We start from the raw sequence: 21,647 nt of genomic DNA on the forward strand, positions 1-21,647 counted from the left end.
TGGCCTATATGTCTTAACTTATATAAATATAAGTTACATCTCAATCATCTTGTCACTGTAGCGACCACCTCTTCCGCATTTAACGCGGCTACGATAATATGTTGGTAATCTAGCGCTTCCCCATCCGCTTGACGTATATCAACGGTTCGCTGCTCCCCTGCAAGCAGATCAAAGTAGTTATCACTCATGCGCACATTACCTTGCGGGATCGAAATCTGAACCATTCGGGCTACCGCTTCAGTTGCTTGCACAAGCAATTGCCCAGTTTCTTCATTATATGAAGCTCGAATGATGCTTGGACTAAGCTGTACATCCTTTGCATCGCGTAAATAATATACGTTATCCGGACAGTCCCATGCAGGCGCAGATAACTTCAACACCGCTTGTTCTGGAGGCAAACCTTGCAACACCTGCTTTTCGTCCCATTCGCCCAGCTTCACAGCACCATTTGCCTCTACCTCGGTGTGCAGCTCCATACGATGAATGGAATGACCCTGCATATCAAAAACCTCCATGATGACCTGACCACTCAGCGAAGTTAATTGATCATTAATCACCCACACCTCTAATAACTCATCAGGTTCATGGTTTAAACTTAATAGTAATGGATGATAAAATTTACGTGCATAATAATAGGATGCTTTTGGTAGCAGCTCATAATCGATTAATGACCAACTGGTTCCAGGCCAACTGTCGCCGTGCTGCCAGATTAAGGAGCCACTTGTACGCATTTTGTTGCGCCGATAGTGCTCAATTCCATACTTCAATCCCTCAGCCTGAGTAAGCATTGAAAACTGGATGTACTCATCCAGATCTTGAGGCACTCCTGTGAACCCTTCCATAAGTAAGATGCCCTTCTGATGGTTCGTATCCTTGTTGCGATAAGCCATCTCTACGCTTCCCCAATAGAATTGATCCTCTGGAATGTTTCGCTCCAACGTATATTTCGTAGCAGAGGCATGCATACCAAATTCACTGCTGAATAATGTGAAATCTTTTTTATAGTTTTTGAACGTGACACCCTCCACACTATAATCTAGCAAAGGCACCTCGCCAAATTTACGTGGATAGACGGAACCATGCCACACTTGCCAGTTGTGACGATCTCCATGATTCGGATCATTCGCATCATTCCCGCCATAAGGAGACGAAGGCCAGTATGGACGTGCAGGGTCAAGCTGTTCCAGCAACTCTGGTAAAATCTCATGATAAATCGTTTCACCATAAAATGGTGTCGTGATTTCGCCGGATGACGATTTCATATCGTACAGCCAGTCAATTTCGTTATTGCCGCACCATAACGCGAGCGAAGCATGATTACGCAACCTTTGAATATTGCAGATGGCCTCCTGCCGAACATTTTCCACAAAATCAGCATTATAATCAGGGAAAAGCGCATTGGCAAACGCAAAGTCCTGCCATACCAGTAAACCGAGCTCATCACAAAGATCATAGAAGACGTCTTTTTCATAAATGCCTCCTGCCCAGATTCGCAGCATGTTCATATTAGCTTCTACGCCCAACATGATCAGATGTTTATATCGAGAGTCAGGAGCGGCTCCAATCAGATTATCAACTGGAATCCAGTTGGAACCTTTGGCGAACAGCTTCACACCGTTAATATGAAAAGCAAATGCAGGCTCTCCCTGTTCATCTTCCAGTACCAGCTCTACCGTTCGAATTCCAATTCGCTGCTCTCTCCGATCTACCTCCACTCCGTCTGCAAGCAATACGGTTTCCAGTTGATAGAGGTAAGGCTTGCCCAGATCATGCGTCCACCATAATTGTGGCTGTGATACTTGCAGACTGAATCCGGCCTTTCCACCTTGCAGTTCACCTTCCGCTTGAGCCACAACCTGCTGATCCGCATCAAGTAAACAAGCACGATAAGTCAGATGACCGCACCCGCGATACTTTCTCGCTTCAAGCTCAACGTTAATATTGGCCTGCTGTTCGTCACAGTGCTTCGTATACGCATATACGCCCTCGAACTTGGCTTGCGCATGACGCTCCAGTCTCACCTTGCCCCAGATTCCAACGGTTACAATGCGCGGCCCCCAGTCCCAACCGTAATTCATCGCTGCCTTTCGAATCCATGGACGCTCTTTCGTGTATGACGACCACTGCATCAGTGCTTTATCTCTATGATGAAGATAGAGTGGATCAAATCGGACAGCAATTGTATTTTGGCCTTGATGTATAACACGGGAAACATCATACACATATGTTCGGTGCATATTGCCGGCCGTACCCATCTCAAGACCGTTCACATAAACCGTAGCATGTGTATCTAACCCTTCGAAAATTAATTCCCAGCGCTCTTGTTTTGTTGGATCGGCATCCATCTGAAAGCGTGTGCGGTACCACCACTCCTTCTGCTCCACCCAGCGCGAATGGATATCGTTATGCCCATAGTACGGATGATCTATCAGCTTACGTTCAATCAGAGTGGAATGTACATCTCCAGGCACACTCGCGCTGATCCAGAAACGATCATCCAAATCTGCATCGGCAATGGTTAGCGGCGGTTTCTCGCCCACTTCATATTGCTGAATTCTCCAATGATCACTTAATAGCATGGTCTCTGCCTCCATTTATATCATTCAATGTCTATATAATTAGATTTATTTCATTTTGGCCTCAGCCTGTTTACCTTTCTCCACCAACACATCATAAGCTGCATCCAAGGTCACTTTACCAAACATAACACTCTCCATCTCAGACTTATACGTAGCCGTAAAATCTTCAGCACCAGGAGGCGCAGGATAGAAAGGTAAGGCCTTCGGTTTGGCCACATCCAGCAATTCTTTCCCGAAACGTTCTCCATCCGTAAGATTTGTCTCAAGGGACGCGTACACTTCATCATCAATCGGAATACCACGTGTCATCCCCAAAATTTTGCCTGCTCCCGGGTCAGATATGAACCATTTGATAAATTCCTTCGCCTGCTCCACATTTTTGGAATTCGCGCTTATAGAGAAGAAAATCGTTGACTGAGCCCAGCCACCTCCGCTATCGCCGATTGGATTGCTGTTCACTGCCAGTTGACCTGGTTTAAGTGCTTCAATCGCACTCGCCGAGCCAACCGATGCTGTACGAAGCATGACTTTACCCGAACCCAAGGAGTCGAGTTGCGGGTCATTTTCTTTAAAAGCTAGCTGTTGATCTGCCGGCGGTACAACGCCTTCTTTTTGAAATTCGGCATAGGTGTTGTTAAATTCGAAAAAGGTGTCTTTGTCCAGATTGAATTTTCCATCCTGAAAAATGGGGCCTTTGCCTTTGGCAGTCTGATAAAATTGATAGAATTCCCAAATGTTGCGCAGGTCGTCGATTGGATATTTATCCTCTGGCAGCTTGCTCCGTGCTTCTTTGGCATAAGCAAAAAAATCATCCCACGTCCAGTTGTTAAAAGGTAATTTGATCCCGTATTGCTCAAGTGTCACTTTGTCATAGACTAAACCCGCACCATTGTAGCTCAAAGGCACGCCATACAGCTTGCCGTCAATCTTGATGTTCTCCAGCACCTTCTCATCCACAATGCCACTCAAGTCCAGATCGGACAAATCTGCCAGTTGCCCCCGCTTGGCATAACCCTGAATATATGCCGCATCCATCTGCAAAATATCCGGGAGTGAGGACGAGGCGGCAAGGGTGGGAAGCTTCTGCCAGTATCCATCCCAAGATGTAAATTCCGTTGTGAGCTTGACATCCGTATGTTTCGATGTGTACAGTTCGATTGCTTTTTTGGTCGCTTCATGCCGAGCATCCGAGCCCCACCACATCATTTTGAGTGTGCCGTTGCCCTGGCCATCACTTGCTCCCGAATTGGAACCTTCTGCACAGCCTGTCACCATTACTGCAGCCAGCACACCCATCGTCAACGTTTTCAGCCAACGTTTACCTTTGATCACCATTGAATGACACTCCCTTTTATGTGAAGTTAAGTGGTACCTGTCATCAAAAATCAACCTTTGATCCCTGTTGTCGCAATGCCTTCCACGAAATGTTTTTGAGCTACAAAAAAGACGATTGCCGAAGGAATAACGGACAGTAATGACATCGCGAGCAATTGACCCCACTGCACCTCAAACTGATCAATGAACATCCGAAGTCCAAGCCCTACCGTAAACTTTTCTACCGAATTGAGGTACAGCAGTTGCGAGAAAAAGTCGTCCCAGCTCCATAAAAAGGTGAAAATCGCTACGGTCACGAGTGCGGGCTTGATGAGCGGAGCAATAATACGGAAGAAAATACCGTAAACGGAGGCGCCATCAATCTGCGCCGCTTCATCCAGTTCACGTGGAATGCCACGAATGAACTGCACAATCAGAAATATGAAGAATGCGCCGCCCCCGAAGAAATGGGGCAATATAAGCGGAACATAACTATCAACCAAACCAAGTTTGTTAAACAAAATATATTGAGGCACAACGGTTACTTGTGAAGGCAGCATCATCGTGAGAAGCAGCACCGAAAACCAGAAGTTACGAAACCGGAAATTCAATCGCCCGAACCCATAACCTACGAGAGCCGCTGTTACAACACCACCCAATACATTCCAAAACTCCATCATTAACGTATTGGCAAAAAAACGAGCAAACGTAAAGTCAGACGTAAAGCTCCAGCCATTGCTATAGTTCTCCCATAACCAGGTCGTTGGCCATAATGACGGTGAGGAAAGTTCCGTCGTGCTTTTGAAGGAGGCTCCAATCCACCATAACACCGGGTAAATCATAAGCAGGGAAAATGGAATCAGAATAAAATGTGCCTTCCAGGTCTTCTGACTGCTAGTTATCATTTTGATTTACCTCCTTCGGATTCATAGAACACCCAGTACTTCGATACAATGAAATTCAGTGCTGTAAAGACACCGATAATGACAAGCAGAATCCATGCCAGCGCTGAAGCATAACCCATCTGAAACTGCTTGAACGCCTTGTCGTAGAGGAACAACACATACATGTACGTGGAATTCGCCGGACCTCCAGCGGTAATGACAAAAGCCGACGTGAACATCTGGAATGAGTTAATGATGCCAAGTACAAGATTAAAGAACATCACCGGAGAGAGCATCGGGATCGTGATCGAGAAAAACTTCCGAATACTGCTGGCTCCATCCACAGAAGCCGATTCATATAGATCTTTAGGGATTTGCTTCAATCCAGCTAGAAAAATGACCATGGTTGATCCAAATTGCCAGGCATTCAACAAAATCAGAGTTCCGAGTGCTGTATTCGGATTGGATATCCAACCGATTCCCGTAATACCGAACCAGCCAAGCACGTGGTTAATGTAACCATCCATGCCGAACATGTTCCGCCATAAAGCGGACACTGCAATGCTGCCTCCAATTAAGGACGGAAAGTAGATGGCTGTACGGTAAGCATTCATGCCCTTGATATCCTTGTTCAGCAAAATCGCAACCATGAGCGAGAAGAAAAGCTTAATCGGTACCGCTAATAGCACAAATACAAATGTTACTGTAAGCGATTTCAAAAATAATTTGTCAGATTGTAAAATCTCGCTATAGTTGCGCGTTCCTACCCATGTTGGCGAATCCAAAAGAGAATAGTCTGTGAACGAGAGGTAGAACGATTGCAGAATCGGCCACAGCGTTAATAACAGAAACCCAATCAGCCAAGGCGAGATAAATACATACCCAGCCACATTCTGATGGTAGATCCAGCCGATTCCCCGCTTATTGCCGAACATAGCATTACCCCGTTTCCTTTGTAGTCTGTCAGCGTGAAACGCTGTATCTGAGTCCATCATAGTCATTTCAGAAGTATACTGTCAACTAATTTGTTAATATTATTATGTTTACTAAGTTTATATTGGTTTACTTTAAGCGTCTACATAGATAAATAATATGCATATCTCTTATTTGATAGACATTCCCCCATACCAAATAGGCTATCCTTTACATTCACGATGTAATGGATAACCTCATAAATGGTTGTTTTTTTAGACCAGACTGCCAATGCTGCCTTTGATAATTAACTCACCTTGAATGAGACGCTTCTCATAAGGCATGGAGATATGCTTCAGCCTCCATTGCATAATTTCAACCGCCTGAATCCCAAGCACCTCTGTCTCTGCGTTTACAGTACATAATTCCGGGTATTGCGCATGAACTTCAGGATCATTGTCAAAAGCGACCACCGAGATGTCGGCTGGAATTCGTTTACCTTTCTTCTCCAATTCATTCATGCATAAAGAAGCCACCTTGTCGTTAGCGCATACAATCGCGGTAGTGGAAGAAGTCTCAATCAACTGTTGCATCGCTATGCGAATCAGCTCCAGATTGTCCTCATGATGCGACGGTCGAATCTGCAACAGTTCTTTGTGCGGCATGTACGGTATGCCGTTTTCATCAAGTATCGCCTTGAATCCACTCCAACGATCGGCAAAACTACGAGCATATGTCCAGTCCCCTACAAACTGAATATGTCGATGGCCCTTGCCTATCAGAAATTTCGTCAGCTTACGATAGATATCATAATTGTTCATGAACACCGTATCTGAAGCGACCAGTTCATCCTCGTGATCTATTATTACAAAAGGAATACCAAGTGAACGCAACTCAACCAGCATGGCTGTCTCAATCAACCCGATTCCGATTATCCCCAGTAAAGCCTCTGGTCGCATGAGTTTGTTAAAGTTTTGAGGACTATCGTCTGTAATCAGTACCGATGAGATCCCATGTCCTTCCAGACCACGAAACACCCCTTCAAGCACACGCCCCCAATAAAAGGAGTCACGATTCTGACTACGGATATTCGGAAAAAGTATTCCGATCATGCGTTCTTCTTCCTCTGTCTGCGTCTTGGGGGCCATCGTGCGTCTTGTTAGCTGTTGATCCAAATACCCCAGATTCGAGGCCACCTCAAAAATTCGTTCACGTGTTGCCGCACTGATGCCCGCCTTGCCGGATAATGCCTTCGATACTGCGTATTTGGATACACCAACCCGTTCCGCAATTTCCTGCATCGTTACTTTTTTCTTCTTGTCCAAAGCTGCTTCACCCCGTCTCTTCTAAAGAGGTTTACAAAGCAATTTTGTAAACCAAACTAATCCGTTACATCATAACAAAAGAGATGCATGCTGTATAGGAGCTGTACTCCTTCGTAAAGCTTCTCGCTAATCAACACCAGGTGAGCAACGCATAAACTGTAAACGAATCAAAAAAGACTAACCGAGATTAACATCGATTAGCCTTTTTTATTAGACAGAATAGTTTATTCAATTATCTGCGGACTTGTGGTCCACCGATCACAGCTTGCTCTTCTGTATCCAGGTCATATGCTGTGTGCAGTGCTTTAATCACATCATGCAGCTTCTCTCCATCGATAACACAGGAAACTTTAATTTCCGATGTGCTTACCATTTTGATGCTTACACCTTCGCCGGAGATCACTTTGAACATTTTGGCAGCCACACCCGGATGACTTACCATACCTGCGCCTACAATCGAGATTTTAACCAGATTCTCTTCCGAGGTTACTTCACGATATGGCAGGCGGCTGTGCAAGCCTTCAATGACATGCAACGCTTTCTCGCGATCCGATAGCGCAACCGAGAACGAGAAGTCCGCTTTGCCGTCCATAACACCGCTCTGTACAATGATGTCTACATCGAGCTGTTCGGCTGCAAGTGAGCCAAATACTTCAGCCAGTACGCCCGGCACGTCCGGCACTCCCAAAATGCTGATGCGTGCTACATTTTTATCGTATGCAATCCCACTTACCACTACGCCTTGTTCCATTGCTGCTTCCTCCTTAACAACCGTTCCTTCATTATGGTTAAAGCTTGATCTTACGATCAAAGGTACACCGGAATGCTTCGCGTACTCTACCGCACGAGGATGCAATACCGCTGCTCCCAGATTCGCAAGCTCCAGCATTTCGTCATAGGAAATTTCCTTCAGCTTGCGTGCTACTTTGACGATCCTTGGATCTGTGGAATAGATTCCGTCCACATCCGTATAAATCTCGCAAGCATCCGCCTGAATGGCAGCTGCCAGTGCAACCGCTGTCGTATCCGAGCCGCCACGGCCCAGCGTGGTGATCTCACCATCTTCCGTCATGCCTTGGAAACCGGCAACAATGACAATATTGCCATCCGCCAGTGCTGCATTGACACGTTCAGGACGGATATCCTGAATGCGAGCTTTGCCATGTACCGGCTCAGTCCGGAAACCGGCCTGCCATCCTGTGAAGGATACCGCCTTGCGCCCAAGTGCCTGTATAGCCATAGACAATAACGAGATCGAAATCTGCTCTCCTGTTGTGAGCAGCATATCCATTTCACGCGCAGGCAGATCGCTGTTCAGCAGCTTTGCCTGATCAATCAAATCATCGGTTGTATCTCCCATGGCCGAGACCACGACAACACATTGATGTCCTTCATCTGCTTTTTCCACAACACGACCGGCTACACGCTTCATGCGCTCTGTATCTCCGACCGAGCTGCCCCCAAATTTCATGACGTACAATGACAACGCAAATCCACTCCCTACCTTGTGCAGTTATGCATAAATTGATGTCTTTCGTCATTATTCTCTCCGAGAAATGACTTTAACCCAGTATATTACGAAAGCGCCTGATAGGCTAATCTTTTTTCAAAAAAACCCTCTGCCAATGAGTTGGCAAAGGGTTTCTCATTCACGCCTTCAAGCTTACAGCGTATGAAAGTTACGCACGGGAGGAGTATTTACCTTCTCGTGTATCAATCAAAAGCACGTCGCCTTCGTTAATGAACAAAGGTACTTGTACGTTCAGACCTGTTTCTACTTTTGCGTTTTTCGTAGCACCTTGTGCTGTGTTACCTTTAACGCTTGGCTCTGTTTCAATAACTTTCAGCTCAACGCTGGTAGGCAGGTCGATACCCAGGATTTCACCTTGGTAGCTAACGATTTTCACATTCATGTTTTCTTTGAGGAAGTTCAATTCCCATTCAAGCTGGTCACTTGTCAACGTGAATTGATCGTAAGTTTCGTTGTCCATAAACGTGTGCTCTGAACCACTTGCATACAGATAAGATACACCGCGGTTTTCGATGATTGCACGGCCAATGGTTTCACCTGCACGGAACGTGCGCTCAACCGTGTTGCCGTTACGCAGGTTTTTCAATTTGGAACGTACAAAGGCAGCGCCTTTACCCGGTTTTACGTGTTGAAAATCAAGTACAGTGAAGATGTCTCCATCTACTTCTACGGTCAAGCCTGTTTTAAAATCGTTTACTGAAATCACAAAAAATCCCTCCTGGTATAAGTAAAAAGTCAGTGATATGAATGATTCATATCTCAAGTAGCTGGCAGGTTATCCAATAACGGTGAACTTCTTATCCGATTTCGTAAGGATATGGATACCCGTTTCGGTCATAACCACATCATCCTCAATCCGCACACCGCCAAGTCCATCGATGTAAATCCCCGGTTCAACAGTAACCACCATGCCCGGTTTCAACACATCATCGCTGAGCTTGGACAGACGTGGAGCTTCATGAACTTCCATGCCCAGACCGTGGCCTGTGCTGTGTCCAAACTGCTCTCCGTATCCGTAGCCTGCAATGATATCCCGTGCAAGTGCATCTGCTTCCCGTCCGGTCATACCTGGTTTCAGGTTCTCCAGCGTATGTAACTGTGCTTCCAGTACAATATCATAAATCTTGCACAGCTCGGGAACAGGGTTGCCTGTAGCAACTGTACGTGTCAGGTCGGAACAATATCCGTCCAGCAGCGCACCAAAGTCAAATGTAATAAGCTCGTCCTGTCCAATCACCTTGCCGCTTGCCACGCCGTGAGGCATCGCGGAGCGTTCACCCGAAGCGACAATGGTATCAAAGGAAGAACTCGTTGCTCCATGCTTGCGCATGAAAAACTCCATCCCCAGTTCCACTTCACGTTCAGTCATGCCCGGTTTGGCAAATTGCAAAACGTGGCTGAACGTGGCATCGGCCAAGTCAGCAGCCCGCTGCATAACCGCGATTTCGTCCGCATCCTTAAACATGCGAAGCTGCTCTACTATGCCGGATACAGCTTTCAGTTTAACCGATTGCAGAGTTTCTGCATAAGCAGCATGTGTACCAAATGTGACTGAATCCTGTTCAAAGCCTACTTCCTTGATATTGGCTTTGACCAGCAAATCCCGCACGGAATCCATTGGTTTGACACCATGCTCCAGCACAGTAAAACCTTTGGCTTGCAAGGTTGCCTGCGACATATAACGGAAATCAGTCAGCAAGTATGCTTCGTTTTCCGTAATAAGCACATAGCCTGCCGAGCCTGTAAAGCCCGTCATATAACGACGGTTGATCGGATTAGTAATCAGCATGGCTTGTAGTTCACGCTCAGCCATGGCCTCGCGTAACTTGTGTACTCGTTTGTTTTCCATCGGTAACCCTTCTTTCTCTCACATTCCCGGGTCCCCGGCTCAGGTTTGTTTGTCCAGATGACGCACGAGAGCCAGCAATCCCAGTTCATAGCTTACTTCGCCAAATCCGGCAATCTGCCCGATCGTTTCTGCTGCAAGCACTGAATGATGTCTGAACGCTTCACGTGCATGAATGTTGGATAGATGAACCTCCACGGTAGGAACCTTCACGGCATTGATTGCATCACGTATAGCATAGCTGTAATGGGTAAACGCCCCGGCATTCAGTATGATCCCGTCTGCCTCACCCATAGCGGCATGAATGCGGTCAATGATGTCCCCTTCATGGTTGGATTGATAAAAAGCGATGGAGACACCCAATTGCTCGGCCTGTCTGCGAATATTGTCTTCAATATCCTTCAGACTCATCGTGCCATATATGCCTGGTTCACGAACACCAAGCATGTTCAGGTTCGGGCCATTGATCACAATAATTCGTTTCATTGCTGCTCCACCCTCTCTGCAAATAACCATCTGCTATTTTAACACAGCCATTGCCGGATTGAGAAGCTTTTTTGCGTCTAGGCTCCGGCGTGTTCCGGCTCCCTTTTTCGTTCATCCGTATACTCCATCGCCACGGTGTAACCGATAAACAAGCCCCAGAGCAGGAAGAAACAGATTTCCGTAATGATAGAATCCCATGTTAACCTGTTTAATGCCCTCATCATACCAAGCTTGGGACCTAGCAAAACAAAGAGAATCACCCACCAAACGATGCCGTAGACCATACCTGGAATTGGCCCTTTTAATTTTCGAATGGTAAAGGTGTATAACAGGGAAGCCAAAATAGAAAACACGATGAAACACAGCCATCCGGTTAGATGCCCTGCTGAAGTATAGATATACTCATGTTTAAAAAAGGGTTCTGCCAGAAAACCGACAGGTACTACGGTAAAATGCAGCAGATGGAACAGCCAGTGAATTCCTCCCCAGATCAGACCGGCAAAGAACCCCAGCTCCAGTGCAAAGGAGAATGGATTTGTATAATAATGCGCATCCCCCTGCTTGGGCATGGAACGCCGTCCCATCACCTTGTCATCCCTTTGGCGCGGACGCTGCCGCTGGGAATGAGGGTCTGATTTTTCATCGTGCTGATCACGAATTGGCATTCCCTTATCGTTATAATCCGTCATCGTTAACGTCCCCTTCTTCGTAAGATGCTCATGCTATGTGCTAGACATTTTCTCACAGTTCTAGGGCGTAGTATGTTCAAAACAGGACAATCTTAACAGCTTCACCTGCGGATTACCTCATAAACTAGAAATTGCTCACAAAATTCGATACAATAAGGATATAAAACTGCCTTTCACTGTAAAGGCGTAGAATAGAATAGGAAGGTGAATGATTTGCCTCAACAATCCAAGCCTGTCAGCTACGGGGGGCAAGCTGTCATTGAAGGTGTAATGTTTGGCGGCAAACACGTCAACGTTACAGCTGTTCGTAGAAAAGACGGCGAAATTACGTATCTGGAAGTTCCCAAGCAAGACAAGACCTGGGTCATGAAATTGCGGCGGATTCCGTTATTGCGAGGAATTGTCAGCATTATAGATTCAAGTGTCAAAGGCAGCAAACATCTGAATTACTCCGCTGACGCTTATGCTGACGATGAACTGGAGCCGGAAGAAAAAGCCAAACAACAAGAGAAGCAAGGTTCCGGCTGGAGCCTTAGTATGATCATTGGCGTTACGGCTGTAGCCATTCTTTCCTTCCTTTTCGGCAAAATTGTACTGACGCTGCTGCCTGTGGTGATCGAGGACTTCTTATTTAAAAATGCATTCAACAATCAATTTTTGCATAATGTATTGGAAGGCGTTATCAAGCTGATTCTGCTGCTCGCTTATCTGTGGTTAATCTCACAGACACCGATGATTAAACGTTTGTTCCAATATCATGGAGCAGAACATAAGGTCATCAGTGCTTATGAAGCCGGGGAAGAACTGACACCGGAGAATGTACAAAAGTACAGCAGACTGCATTATCGCTGCGGAAGCAGCTTTATCATGCTAACGGTCATTATCGGTATATTCCTGTATTCCGTATTTACCTATGATAATCTTTGGGAACGTATGGGTCAGCGTCTGTTGCTGCTACCAGTAGTATTAGGCGTTTCATTTGAACTTCTCAAAATTACGAATTCAGTGCGTGACATTCCTGTACTTCGTTATCTCGGGTATCCGGGGCTCTGGCTGCAACTTCTGACTACCAAAGAACCAACGAATGCACAAGTGGAGGTATCCATCGCATCGTTTAACCGCATGCGTGAGCTGGATGCCAAGCTTGCGAACGTCTCTACGGCAGCTGAAGTTCCTGTAGCCACATTTGATCCTGTGAAAGGGTGAATGAAATGAACAAGCAGGCAATTGTATTCTGGGTGGTCATGGTACTGGCTGCTTTTGGAATTATCAGTTTTTTGACTAGTGCCTCATTGTCCAGCATTCTCATCCCTCTGATTGTGTTCGGGGTTGTGTTCCTGCTGTACAAATATCCGCCTGCCCGCTGGTCTCGCAAAGCCAAAACACCCAAGATCAAACCTTCGGCAAAAACGATGGCGAAAGTGAATGCACAGAACAATGCTTCAGCCCGCAAAAGCAGCTCGTCCAGGAAACGCAAGGATTATCCTTTCCAGGTCATTCAAGGACAGAAGGGCAAGAGTGAAGAGGATATTCCGAAGTATCATTAATCTCAAAAAGCAATTCTCACCTTAGTGGGAATTGCTTTTTTTATGAATAGCTCTCCTCCATTTCCGATATAGACCGGATCTGACTTGGCACATAAATAGTGTACAATCCTAACCTTTAGCACAATATTCATACGGGAACAAGAGGTGGAGCATCTGCTTTTTTCTTCCGCTGCTCTTTGCGCTGCTTCTCTAATTGCTCGTTGTATATTTTCATGTTCCATGCATTAAAAAATTCTCTTCCTGCAACGAGGCCGGAACGAAATAAATTCGTGCTGTCCTGAACTGACAAATTAAACTGTGTAGGCTTAATGCCTAACGTAGGAATTTTGACGGTTCGGAAGCGGTTAATCTGCTCAATGTATCGCTCATCATGTGCAGTGAGCATGGTTTCAACGAGCGCCTGCAGCATGGTAAGCGGTCCTTTGATCCGTGCAGGCTGCACTTCGTTTTTGCCCACCATCTTAAAGCCAACAACCGGAATAATGTCCTCACCCTCTTCTGAGCGCTCTCCGTCAAACAGCCATAGCGGAAAATTACTTAACAATCCTCCATCCACCACATATACAAACTGATCCTGAAAAGGAAGCCCTTTGGACATGACGGGTGACTTGCGTATGACCACCGGATCGAAAAAGTAAGGTATGCTGCAGCTCATGCGTACCGCTTTGGCCACTTCCAGTTTAGACGGTTCAATACCGAACCGACGAATGTCATCCGGCAGCACAAGAATGCTGCCGTTGGATATATCTGATGCAGTAATGAGCAGCTTGCCCGGCGGCAAATCCGCAAATGTACGTATCCCCTTCTGCAGCAGCATCTTGCGAATCCATGACTCAAGCGCTTCTCCAGAGTAGAGTCCCTTTTTCAAAAACAGTCTTGCCGCAGGTCCAATCCAGCGTGCATTAAAAATAGGTGAACGCTGCAGCAGCGAAGCAAACGGTGTGCTTTCTATAATAACCTTCATTTCCTCAGCCCGATAACCTGCCGCAAGCAAAGCTGCAACAATCGAGCCGGACGATGTGCCAGCTACCCGATTAAATTGAACTCCGCAGTCCTGTGCTCCCTGTACCGCACCTGCCAGCGAAATGCCTTTCACGCCTCCGCCCTCAAACACTCCATTAATTAACATAACCCAAAAACCCCCGTTCTCCAGGCAGCCATGCTTCTACTGCCACTGTATGAGAACAGGGGTTGGTCATATAACCATGATATGCAGATGAATAAGATCAATTGCAATATATGTTCATTTGGTAAAAATACTTTCGATATCTTACAGACCGTAATAAGCTTTCAAACGTTCAATGATACCAAGCGGGTTCTTCGTCAAATATTGCGAACTGAAATAAATGTCTCCACCAATGGACGGATACTTCTCGTTATAGATTAGTTGATCAATAATCTCCTGTGAGGTTTGCCATCCAATTTCGGGCGTTCCCAGTTTGTACGGGGAATGACCAATATACAGTTTCACCTTGGTATTGGCTACCTCATTAACCCACCAATCCACGACCTTGTCGTACCTTGCAGCACTGAGGGTCATGCTCCAGTACACTTGTGGTGCCACATAATCAATCCAGCCCTGTTTGATCCACGTCCGCACATCCGCATTCATGCTGTCATAAGCCGTCACACCCGCTTTGGTGTCCGATCCGGTCAGATCATTGGCCTTGTTACGCCATACACCGAACGGGCTGATCCCGTATTCCACGTTAGCTTTGACACGATGAATATTCTGTCCGAGCTGCTGCACAAACTGATTAATATTGTCACGGCGCCAAGCCGCACGATCTGTTGTATTTAATGTATTATACGTTTTGAATGCAGCATCATCGTTAAACGTTACATTGGATGGATAGAAGTAATCGTCCAGATGCACGCCATCAATGTTGTAGTTGTTTACCACTTCCATAATGGTATCCATAATATGCTGTCTTGCTTCCGGGATTCCCGGGTTAATATATAGCTTGCCAGCCGCATTTACAATCCAGTCTGGATGAAGCTTGGAAATATGGTTTGCTGCCAGATTGGATGTTGTTGCCGAATTCGTCGCCCGGAATGGATTAAACCAGGCATGGAATTCCAGACCACGCTTGTGTGCTTCCTCAATCATAAAGGCGAGCGGGTCATAACCAGGATCTTTCCCTTGTGTTCCCGTCAGCACACTGTTCCAAGGCACCAAATTCGAAGGATAGATTGCATCTGCATTTGCTCTTACTTGAACAAATACAGCGTTGATGCCCATAGCCTTCAATTGATCAAGCTGGCTCGTATACTCCTGCTTCTGCTTGTCTGCATTGCCTTTGGCTCCAGAAGACGGCCAATCCCCGTTAACGGTCGAAATCCATGCTCCGCGCATTTCATCTGAAGCCGGGGTTACCGCACCGCCTGGCTCTGCCGGAACGGCTGGTGTAGGTTCTGGCTCTGGTATTGGTGCTGTTCCATTCCCTGTGTACAGATCAATGGTCTGAGACGCCTGATTCCAGTTTACCTGAATGCCGAGATTTTCACTTACAAAGCGAATCGGAACCATCACACGCCCCTGCTTTAATTGCACAGATGCATCCAGATTTACAATCGCGTTGTCCACTGTCGCCTGCTGACGTCCGTTGGTCATCGTAATGACCGAATCAGATTTCTGAATCGTTACCGTACGAGTTGCCTGAGACCATAAAACCGAAGCCCCCAACCCTTCGCTGATCACCCGCAGCGGTACCATCGTTACATTTACCTTGGGTAGAATATAAGGGGACACATCCGACTCCAGACGCTGACCATCCAGAAAGATCGAAATTTCCTTCTGAGCAGCTGCCTGGGCAGTCAATCCTGCTGTCTGCAAACCGAGTACAAAAATAAGCAGAAGCAATAATCCTTTACGCAATTTCATCAACCAATCCTCCAGCATCATTAAATTTGCGGTAAAATCTACTAGTTTAATAGACGCTTGGTAAAGCGATTTAGTTGCGAAATTGACCAAATGTTGGTGAATGATCTTGGATCATATTCAGATGAACATAACAAAAATGCTTCTCACCATATCAATGGCAGGAAGCATCTCTTTGTTTATGATATAACTTCATTCATGACTCAAGATTCCGTGTTACTCATAATTTCCTGGATATTTTTGAGGTCACGCAAGCGGCTCTCATCCTGACGGAAATATTCCACCAATGACTCGATACAAGTAATAGAGTCCCAGCTCAGATGATGCTCAATACCCTCCACATCGTTGTAAATGTTCTCTTCCTGTACACCGATGGTAGTCAAAAACTGCTCCAGCAGATGATGGCGCTCCATCAACCGTTTGCCCATCTTTTTCCCTTTTGGCGTCAGTACCAGCCCGCGGTACTTCTCATAGATCAGGTACTCGTCCTTGTCCAGCTTTTGGATCATCTTTGTCACGGATGAAGGATGTACTTCCAGTCCTTCAGCTATATCAGACACACGAGCATAGCCCTTTTCATCAATTAATTTGTAAATACGCTCCAAATAGTCTTCCATACTGGGCGTTGGCATCTGCTTCCCTCTCTTCTCTCTGACCGGCATTACGTCCGGGTCCCTATCTTCTAATGATACATGTTATCAATACGCATTGGCAAGTCCTACACCCTTCAGTCCGAATGCACACAAGGATTTGGCAGGCGTTACTTTACCGCATTCGAGGCAAACTAATCCCAGTTTCACATGAAAGGAGTGTTTCTGTGAGCACTACAATTGCCCGGCCCCCTGCTCGAAAAGCAAAAGGCACTAAACCCTTTATTCCCGATTTGGTATATTTTGAACCCGGCGCGCTGGAATATGAAAAAGGCAAACGCATCATGGAATGGGTAACGTCTCAAAACATCCCTTATCAGATGACAACTTCTCATAACCGGATTACCAATCTGCCGGGTGAGACCGAGCAGGAGAAGTACCGTATGGCCAAGCGTACCTTAGTAGTCGGCGTGCGCAAAACGCTCAAATTTGACCAGTCCAAGCCTTCTGCTGAATATGCAATTCCCATCTCAACCGGCTGTATGGGCCACTGCCATTATTGTTATCTTCAAACCACGTTAGGTGCCAAGCCATACGTTCGCGTGTATGTCAACACGGAAGAAATTATCGAGGCCGCCAAAGGTTATATCGAGGAACGCATGCCTGAAATTACACGTTTCGAAGCGGCTTGTACATCCGATCCTGTCGGTCTTGAGCATATTACAGAAAACCTGAGCGATCTGATTCGCTTTATGGCTGATGAAGAATATGGACGTTTGCGTTTTGTAACAAAATATCATCATGTTGATCCGCTGTTAAAACTCAAGCACAACGGTCATACCCGTATTCGCTTCAGTGTCAACGCCGATTATGTTATCAAAAATTTCGAACCTGCAACCTCACGCTTTGAGGAACGGATTGAAGCTGCAGGCAAAATTGCACATGCCGGATATCCGCTCGGATTCATTATTGCTCCAATTATCTGGTATGACGGGTGGCAGGAAGGATATGCTGAATTGTTGCAGAAGCTTGCGGATACACTTCCTGAAGAAGCCACAAAAGATCTGACGTTCGAAATGATCCAGCACCGTTTTACCAAAACGGCGAAAGCCACGATCGAGAAGCGTTATCCCAAAACCAAACTTGAAATGGATATTGAAAAACGCAAAATGAAATGGGGCCGCTGGGGTCAATATAAATATGTGTATAAGGACGACCAGCAGGATGCACTGCGCGAGTTCATTACCGAACGAATCTTTGAGCACTTTCCATTAGCCAACATTGATTATTTCACCTAAATCTGAGGGTTATTATCTTTGTAGAAATCACAAATCATTCATATAGACCTTATTCTCCAGATTAAAAAGCAGGTCGCATGAAACCAGAACACTTCTGGTTCAATGCAGCCTGCTTTATCTGCTTTATTATCCGTCATTTGTTTCCACGATTCGTTGTATCCTCAGATCAGATAATCATCCACTGAGGAGTGATCTGCTGCAGCCAAATGGTTATTTTGGTCATCTGATCGGTGAACAGCAATATGCCCATCAAAAGCATTAATGCTCCGCCGATCTTCATCATCATGTTGGAATATCTCAGAATCCAGCGTGTGGAGCCAATGAAGAAGGCAAGCACAAAAAATGGCAGAGCAAATCCGACAGTATATCCGGTAATCAACGTAAACCACGTGGAGGGCTCACTCGCCGCCATCGCAATTATAGCTGTCAGAATCGGTCCGATACAAGGGGACCATCCTGCCGAAAAGCCGATCCCGAAAATAAACGAGCCTAAATATCCCGCTGGTTTCCACTTCATATCAAGCTTGCGCTCTTTCATCAGAAAATGGGGTTTGAAAATACCTAACAGAAACAGTCCCATTAGCATAATTAAAATCGCTGACAATTGACGGATGAGATTGCGATTATCATTGAAAAATTCTCCGAACAAACCAGCCCCGAGTCCAAGCGAATAAAATACAGCTGAGAAACCGAAAATAAACGCCAGTGTGTGGGTCAACGTTTTAAACCGTACCTCACGCTGATTTCGATCATCCTTCAACTGCTGCACGGTCATTCCTGTAATGTATGAAAGGTATGATGGATACAGCGGAAGACAGCACGGTGAAATAAAAGAAGCGAGGCCAGCAAGAAAAGCCAGCCATACATTAACATCAGGCATGAAGCAATGTCTCCCTTCCTCCGGCTCGCTTGCTCATAAGCATGACGTCAGGCCCGGAACCCTTTTTTTCCGATCATCGTTAAAATCAGCATCATAATGAGCAGCAATACAATCGTTGCTCCCGGCGCGAGATTCCAGATTCCTGCAACGACCAGACCGATTACTACGGCAATTTCCCCAATCACTACGGACAGAATGATGGCCGATTTGAAGCTTCGTGCCATCAGCAGACTGACAGCTACAGGAATGGTAAGCAGGGCCGATACCAGCAATGCTCCGACAATTTTAATCGCTGTACTGATCACAAGTGCCGTCATCACTGTAATTAACATATTCAGCATTCTGACTGGTAATCCCGTAACGGCGGCTGCATCCTCTTCAAAGCTGAGCAGGAAAAACTCCTTATGTAAGAAGGCCACCACGACCACAACAATTAAAGTTACCACTCCAACCAGCTTCAAATCTGTTGCATCCAGCGTGTATATGCTGCCAAACAAATAACTCATGACGTCTGCGTTATACCCTTTGCCTAAGGTAAAGAACAGAGATGCGAGCGCTACGCCTCCTGACATGATGATGGCAATGGATAACTCCGCATAACTTTTGTATGCCTTACGCAGCTTCTCAATGGCAAATGAGGCGAGCACGGCAAAGATTAATCCTACACCAATCGGGTATACCTCAATCAGGAAACCTAGCGCCACCCCTGCAATCGTTACATGAGACAGGGTATCTCCAATCATCGATAGTCTCCGCAATACAAGAAATAGTCCGATCAGTGGAGCGGTGATGCCAATAAGCAAACCGCCTGCAAGCGCACGCTGAAAAAAATCACTTAATAATATCTCCAAAACAAACTCGACTCCTTCGGCCTGGCTATCTAATGGCCCACAGACATCACTAGCGAACCTGTGCGGTAGTATGCTGCAGGTTAGTCTCTGCACAATCCTCTACCTCATGCGAATGACGAACATGGAAATGAATCTTGCCATTCGTGAGGGCGGCTTCGGAGCCCAGATAACTCTCCATGCGATCCATATCATGAGAGACCATCAGGAAAGTCATCCGATGATGCTCATGCATATGGGTAATGAGTTCAAAAAAACTGGCTTGTGATTCCGCATCAATTCCCACGGTAGGTTCATCAAGGATCAACAGATCCGGGTGATTAATTAGTGCACGAGCCAGAAAAACACGCTGCTGCTGTCCACCAGACAGCTGCCCAATGCGTTTGTTCGCAATATCCTCAATCCGCATCACCTGCATGGCATCAGCACACTGCTGCTGTCCCTGACGTGTTATACGGCGAAACATGTTTTTGTTGTTGTACAGCCCGGACATAACCACTTCTCGAACTGTTGCCGGGAACAGTGGATTAAATGCATTTTTTTGCGGAACATACCCGATCCGTTTCCAATCCTTGAATTTGCGGATCGACTGACCGAACAGCTTGATATCTCCCTGTGCAGGAGGCAGGAGTCCGACCAGCATACGCAGCAGCGTTGTTTTCCCTGCACCGTTCGAACCGATAATTCCTACAAAATCCCGCTGCTGGACCATAAAGTTGAGATCTTGAATCACACGCTGGTCCCCATAGGAAAACGATAGATTTTCAATCTCGATAATGGGATCATGACATAGTGGCATGATTTGCTGCATGGCAAAGCCGCCCTTCATAATAAATAAAAACTCGTAAACCTGTTGCTTAACACTCCAAAAGTCTTCGCCGGTCAAACGGCAAAGACTTCTGGACGCATACTCTTATTCTTTTATTGTAATGCGATCAGCAGATTTTGCAAATTTTTCTGCATCAGGGTGAAATAATCATCTTTATTGTTTACTTGTTCCTGAGTCAGACCTTCCACCGGATTTAACACCATCGTTTGCACGCCTGCTTCGCTGGCAAGTGTCTTCGCCAATTTGTCGGATACCAGCTCTTCAAAGAAAATATATTTGATGCCTTCATCCTTAACCAGCTTAGCCAGCTTCACAATGTCCTGCCCTGTCGGTTCGGCATCCGGGGAAAGTCCCATAATTGCATGCTGCGTCAAGCCGTAATCACGGGCGAGATAACCAAAGGCCTGGTGTGATACTACAATCTCTTTGTTTGGCACAGACGCCAGTTCATTGGTGAAACGCTGATCAAGTGCCTCTAGCTTGGTACGAAGCTCGTTGTAGCGCTGCTCGTAACCATCCTTGTGTGCAGGATCAACCTCCACCAGACTTTTTTTAATATTTTCCGCCATAATCATTGCTGACTTGGGGCTCACCCACGTATGAGGGTCGATGTGATGATCGGCAGCCTGCTGTTCATTACTGCTCTCGTCTGCATGATCTTCAGAATGCTCTTCCTCATGCTCTTCACCGTGTCCATGCCCGTCATACCCTTCAGCTGTAAGCAGTTTAACTCCCTCACTAACTGCAACTGCCTTCACCTTGGTGTCATTATTCAGCGATTTCAGAAAATTCGGCACCCAGCCTTCCAGTCCTGCTCCATTATAGAGGAACAGCTGTGCCTTGGACGTATTTACAATATCCTGACTTTTGGGTGTCCAGTCATGGGGCTCTACTCCTGTAGGCAGCAGATTGATAACATTGGCATCCTCTCCGCCAATCGCTGCAGTAAACGCATATACCGGGTAAAAGGTTGTCACAACATTAACTTTGCCCTCTACAATTTTGGCTGTGTTTTCACTATTCTGTCCACATGCGGACAATACCAGTAAACTGAGAATGAGCAAACCGCTCCACAGCAGCTTCAATGTGCTCCGTTTACCGAGTCGGCTGGAGCGATCCAGTCGAACCTGTGTTTTCTTTTGCATAACTGTCATGTATAATTCACTCCGCATCACTTAATCGTAAACATTACTGAAAGAATTATAGGG

General features: G+C 46.1%; 20 protein-coding genes. 3 read left to right on the forward strand and 17 right to left on the reverse strand.

The genetic code is table 11. From position 1 onward, the window contains the following. Positions 1 to 44: 44 nt before the first annotated feature. The 10 genes from HNR77_RS19510 to HNR77_RS19555 form a co-directional block, all read right to left on the reverse strand. Positions 45 to 2,579 (reverse strand): beta-mannosidase, encoded by a 2,535-nt coding sequence (locus HNR77_RS19510; protein WP_184187910.1) that lies wholly within the window; start codon positions 2,577 to 2,579, stop codon positions 45 to 47. Between the two features lie 45 nt (positions 2,580 to 2,624). After that, positions 2,625 to 3,914 carry an ABC transporter substrate-binding protein gene (locus tag HNR77_RS19515; RefSeq protein WP_184187912.1) on the reverse strand — a complete coding sequence of 430 codons (1,290 nt, stop codon included), beginning with the start codon at positions 3,912 to 3,914 and terminating at the stop codon, positions 2,625 to 2,627. A 50-nt stretch (positions 3,915 to 3,964) separates the two neighbouring features. Continuing rightward, positions 3,965 to 4,798, reverse strand: a complete 834-nt coding sequence (locus tag HNR77_RS19520; protein ID WP_184187914.1) for a carbohydrate ABC transporter permease — start codon at positions 4,796 to 4,798, stop codon at positions 3,965 to 3,967. Beyond that, on the reverse strand, positions 4,795 to 5,712 hold the full coding sequence (locus tag HNR77_RS19525) for a carbohydrate ABC transporter permease (protein ID WP_184187917.1): 918 nt from the start codon (positions 5,710 to 5,712) through the stop codon (positions 4,795 to 4,797). Before HNR77_RS19525 ends, HNR77_RS19520 begins: the two co-directional genes overlap by 4 nt. A gap of 252 nt (positions 5,713 to 5,964) precedes the next feature. Continuing rightward, positions 5,965 to 7,014 carry a LacI family DNA-binding transcriptional regulator gene (locus HNR77_RS19530; protein ID WP_184187919.1) on the reverse strand — a complete coding sequence of 350 codons (1,050 nt, stop codon included), beginning with the start codon at positions 7,012 to 7,014 and terminating at the stop codon, positions 5,965 to 5,967. Positions 7,015 to 7,246: 232 nt separating this feature from the next. Beyond that, entirely contained in the window at positions 7,247 to 8,500 is a 1,254-nt protein-coding gene (locus HNR77_RS19535) for an aspartate kinase (RefSeq protein ID WP_184187921.1), read from the reverse strand. Between the two features lie 193 nt (positions 8,501 to 8,693). After that, positions 8,694 to 9,251, reverse strand: coding sequence for an elongation factor P (gene efp, locus HNR77_RS19540; RefSeq protein WP_111269665.1), 558 nt, complete (start codon positions 9,249 to 9,251; stop codon positions 8,694 to 8,696). Positions 9,252 to 9,320: 69 nt separating this feature from the next. Then, the gene (locus HNR77_RS19545) at positions 9,321 to 10,394 is read right to left on the reverse strand and encodes a M24 family metallopeptidase (RefSeq protein WP_184187924.1); all 1,074 of its coding nucleotides are present in this window, start codon (positions 10,392 to 10,394) and stop codon (positions 9,321 to 9,323) included. 39 nt (positions 10,395 to 10,433) lie between these two features. Continuing rightward, positions 10,434 to 10,877, reverse strand: coding sequence for a type II 3-dehydroquinate dehydratase (gene aroQ / locus HNR77_RS19550; RefSeq protein ID WP_111269667.1), 444 nt, complete (start codon positions 10,875 to 10,877; stop codon positions 10,434 to 10,436). Positions 10,878 to 10,954: 77 nt separating this feature from the next. Beyond that, positions 10,955 to 11,461, reverse strand: a complete 507-nt coding sequence (locus HNR77_RS19555) for a YqhR family membrane protein (RefSeq protein WP_184188027.1) — start codon at positions 11,459 to 11,461, stop codon at positions 10,955 to 10,957. Positions 11,462 to 11,779: 318 nt separating this feature from the next. Between HNR77_RS19555 and HNR77_RS19560 the strand changes: the two genes are divergently transcribed. Together HNR77_RS19560 and HNR77_RS19565 are read left to right on the forward strand one after the other, a co-directional pair. Then, positions 11,780 to 12,772 (forward strand): DUF1385 domain-containing protein, encoded by a 993-nt coding sequence (locus HNR77_RS19560; protein ID WP_111269668.1) that lies wholly within the window; start codon positions 11,780 to 11,782, stop codon positions 12,770 to 12,772. Positions 12,773 to 12,777: 5 nt separating this feature from the next. Further along, the gene (locus HNR77_RS19565) at positions 12,778 to 13,113 is read left to right on the forward strand and encodes a hypothetical protein (RefSeq protein ID WP_184187927.1); all 336 of its coding nucleotides are present in this window, start codon (positions 12,778 to 12,780) and stop codon (positions 13,111 to 13,113) included. Positions 13,114 to 13,240: 127 nt separating this feature from the next. On the opposite strand, the gene HNR77_RS19570 is transcribed toward HNR77_RS19565, so the two are convergent. The 3 genes from HNR77_RS19570 to mntR all read right to left on the reverse strand — a co-directional run bounded on the left by HNR77_RS19570 (position 13,241) and on the right by mntR (position 16,626). Beyond that, complete coding sequence (locus tag HNR77_RS19570) at positions 13,241 to 14,242, reverse strand: patatin-like phospholipase family protein (protein WP_184187930.1); 1,002 nt, start codon at positions 14,240 to 14,242, stop codon at positions 13,241 to 13,243. A 141-nt stretch (positions 14,243 to 14,383) separates the two neighbouring features. Next, complete coding sequence (locus tag HNR77_RS19575) at positions 14,384 to 15,997, reverse strand: family 10 glycosylhydrolase (RefSeq protein WP_184187933.1); 1,614 nt, start codon at positions 15,995 to 15,997, stop codon at positions 14,384 to 14,386. A 200-nt stretch (positions 15,998 to 16,197) separates the two neighbouring features. Further along, positions 16,198 to 16,626 carry a transcriptional regulator MntR gene (gene mntR / locus HNR77_RS19580; protein WP_110895316.1) on the reverse strand — a complete coding sequence of 143 codons (429 nt, stop codon included), beginning with the start codon at positions 16,624 to 16,626 and terminating at the stop codon, positions 16,198 to 16,200. A gap of 185 nt (positions 16,627 to 16,811) precedes the next feature. Between mntR and splB the strand changes: the two genes are divergently transcribed. Continuing rightward, the gene (splB, locus tag HNR77_RS19585; RefSeq protein ID WP_184187937.1) at positions 16,812 to 17,882 is read left to right on the forward strand and encodes a spore photoproduct lyase; all 1,071 of its coding nucleotides are present in this window, start codon (positions 16,812 to 16,814) and stop codon (positions 17,880 to 17,882) included. A gap of 166 nt (positions 17,883 to 18,048) precedes the next feature. Here splB and HNR77_RS19590 read toward each other — a convergent pair whose 3' ends face one another. From HNR77_RS19590 to HNR77_RS19605, 4 genes are all read right to left on the reverse strand, one after another. Continuing rightward, the gene (locus HNR77_RS19590; RefSeq protein ID WP_184187940.1) at positions 18,049 to 18,762 is read right to left on the reverse strand and encodes a cytochrome c biogenesis CcdA family protein; all 714 of its coding nucleotides are present in this window, start codon (positions 18,760 to 18,762) and stop codon (positions 18,049 to 18,051) included. A gap of 47 nt (positions 18,763 to 18,809) precedes the next feature. Then, entirely contained in the window at positions 18,810 to 19,613 is an 804-nt protein-coding gene (locus tag HNR77_RS19595; RefSeq protein ID WP_111269674.1) for a metal ABC transporter permease, read from the reverse strand. Between the two features lie 49 nt (positions 19,614 to 19,662). Further along, the gene (locus HNR77_RS19600; RefSeq protein ID WP_111269688.1) at positions 19,663 to 20,421 is read right to left on the reverse strand and encodes a metal ABC transporter ATP-binding protein; all 759 of its coding nucleotides are present in this window, start codon (positions 20,419 to 20,421) and stop codon (positions 19,663 to 19,665) included. Positions 20,422 to 20,531: 110 nt separating this feature from the next. After that, positions 20,532 to 21,593: a metal ABC transporter solute-binding protein, Zn/Mn family gene (locus HNR77_RS19605; RefSeq protein WP_184187942.1), complete on the reverse strand. Its 1,062-nt coding sequence runs from the start codon at positions 21,591 to 21,593 to the stop codon at positions 20,532 to 20,534. Between the last annotated feature and the right edge of the window lie 54 nt (positions 21,594 to 21,647).

This window comes from Paenibacillus sp. JGP012, from assembly GCF_014203995.1.
Taxonomy (GTDB): Bacteria; Bacillota; Bacilli; order Paenibacillales; family Paenibacillaceae; genus Paenibacillus; species Paenibacillus silvae.

Coding starts and splice junctions, on each gene's coding strand:
- HNR77_RS19510 (WP_184187910.1), bottom strand. CDS start 2,579: ATGCTATTAAGTGATCATTGGAGAATTCAGCAATATGAAGTGGGCGAG.
- HNR77_RS19515 (WP_184187912.1), bottom strand. CDS start 3,914: ATGGTGATCAAAGGTAAACGTTGGCTGAAAACGTTGACGATGGGTGTG.
- HNR77_RS19520 (WP_184187914.1), bottom strand. CDS start 4,798: ATGATAACTAGCAGTCAGAAGACCTGGAAGGCACATTTTATTCTGATT.
- HNR77_RS19525 (WP_184187917.1), bottom strand. CDS start 5,712: ATGTTCGGCAATAAGCGGGGAATCGGCTGGATCTACCATCAGAATGTG.
- HNR77_RS19545 (WP_184187924.1), bottom strand. CDS start 10,394: ATGGAAAACAAACGAGTACACAAGTTACGCGAGGCCATGGCTGAGCGT.
- aroQ (WP_111269667.1), bottom strand. CDS start 10,877: ATGAAACGAATTATTGTGATCAATGGCCCGAACCTGAACATGCTTGGT.
- HNR77_RS19555 (WP_184188027.1), bottom strand. CDS start 11,461: ATGGGACGGCGTTCCATGCCCAAGCAGGGGGATGCGCATTATTATACA.
- HNR77_RS19565 (WP_184187927.1), top strand. CDS start 12,778: ATGAACAAGCAGGCAATTGTATTCTGGGTGGTCATGGTACTGGCTGCT.
- HNR77_RS19570 (WP_184187930.1), bottom strand. CDS start 14,242: ATGTTAATTAATGGAGTGTTTGAGGGCGGAGGCGTGAAAGGCATTTCG.
- HNR77_RS19575 (WP_184187933.1), bottom strand. CDS start 15,997: ATGAAATTGCGTAAAGGATTATTGCTTCTGCTTATTTTTGTACTCGGT.
- mntR (WP_110895316.1), bottom strand. CDS start 16,626: ATGCCAACGCCCAGTATGGAAGACTATTTGGAGCGTATTTACAAATTA.
- HNR77_RS19590 (WP_184187940.1), bottom strand. CDS start 18,762: ATGCCTGATGTTAATGTATGGCTGGCTTTTCTTGCTGGCCTCGCTTCT.
- HNR77_RS19600 (WP_111269688.1), bottom strand. CDS start 20,421: ATGCAGCAAATCATGCCACTATGTCATGATCCCATTATCGAGATTGAA.
- HNR77_RS19605 (WP_184187942.1), bottom strand. CDS start 21,593: ATGACAGTTATGCAAAAGAAAACACAGGTTCGACTGGATCGCTCCAGC.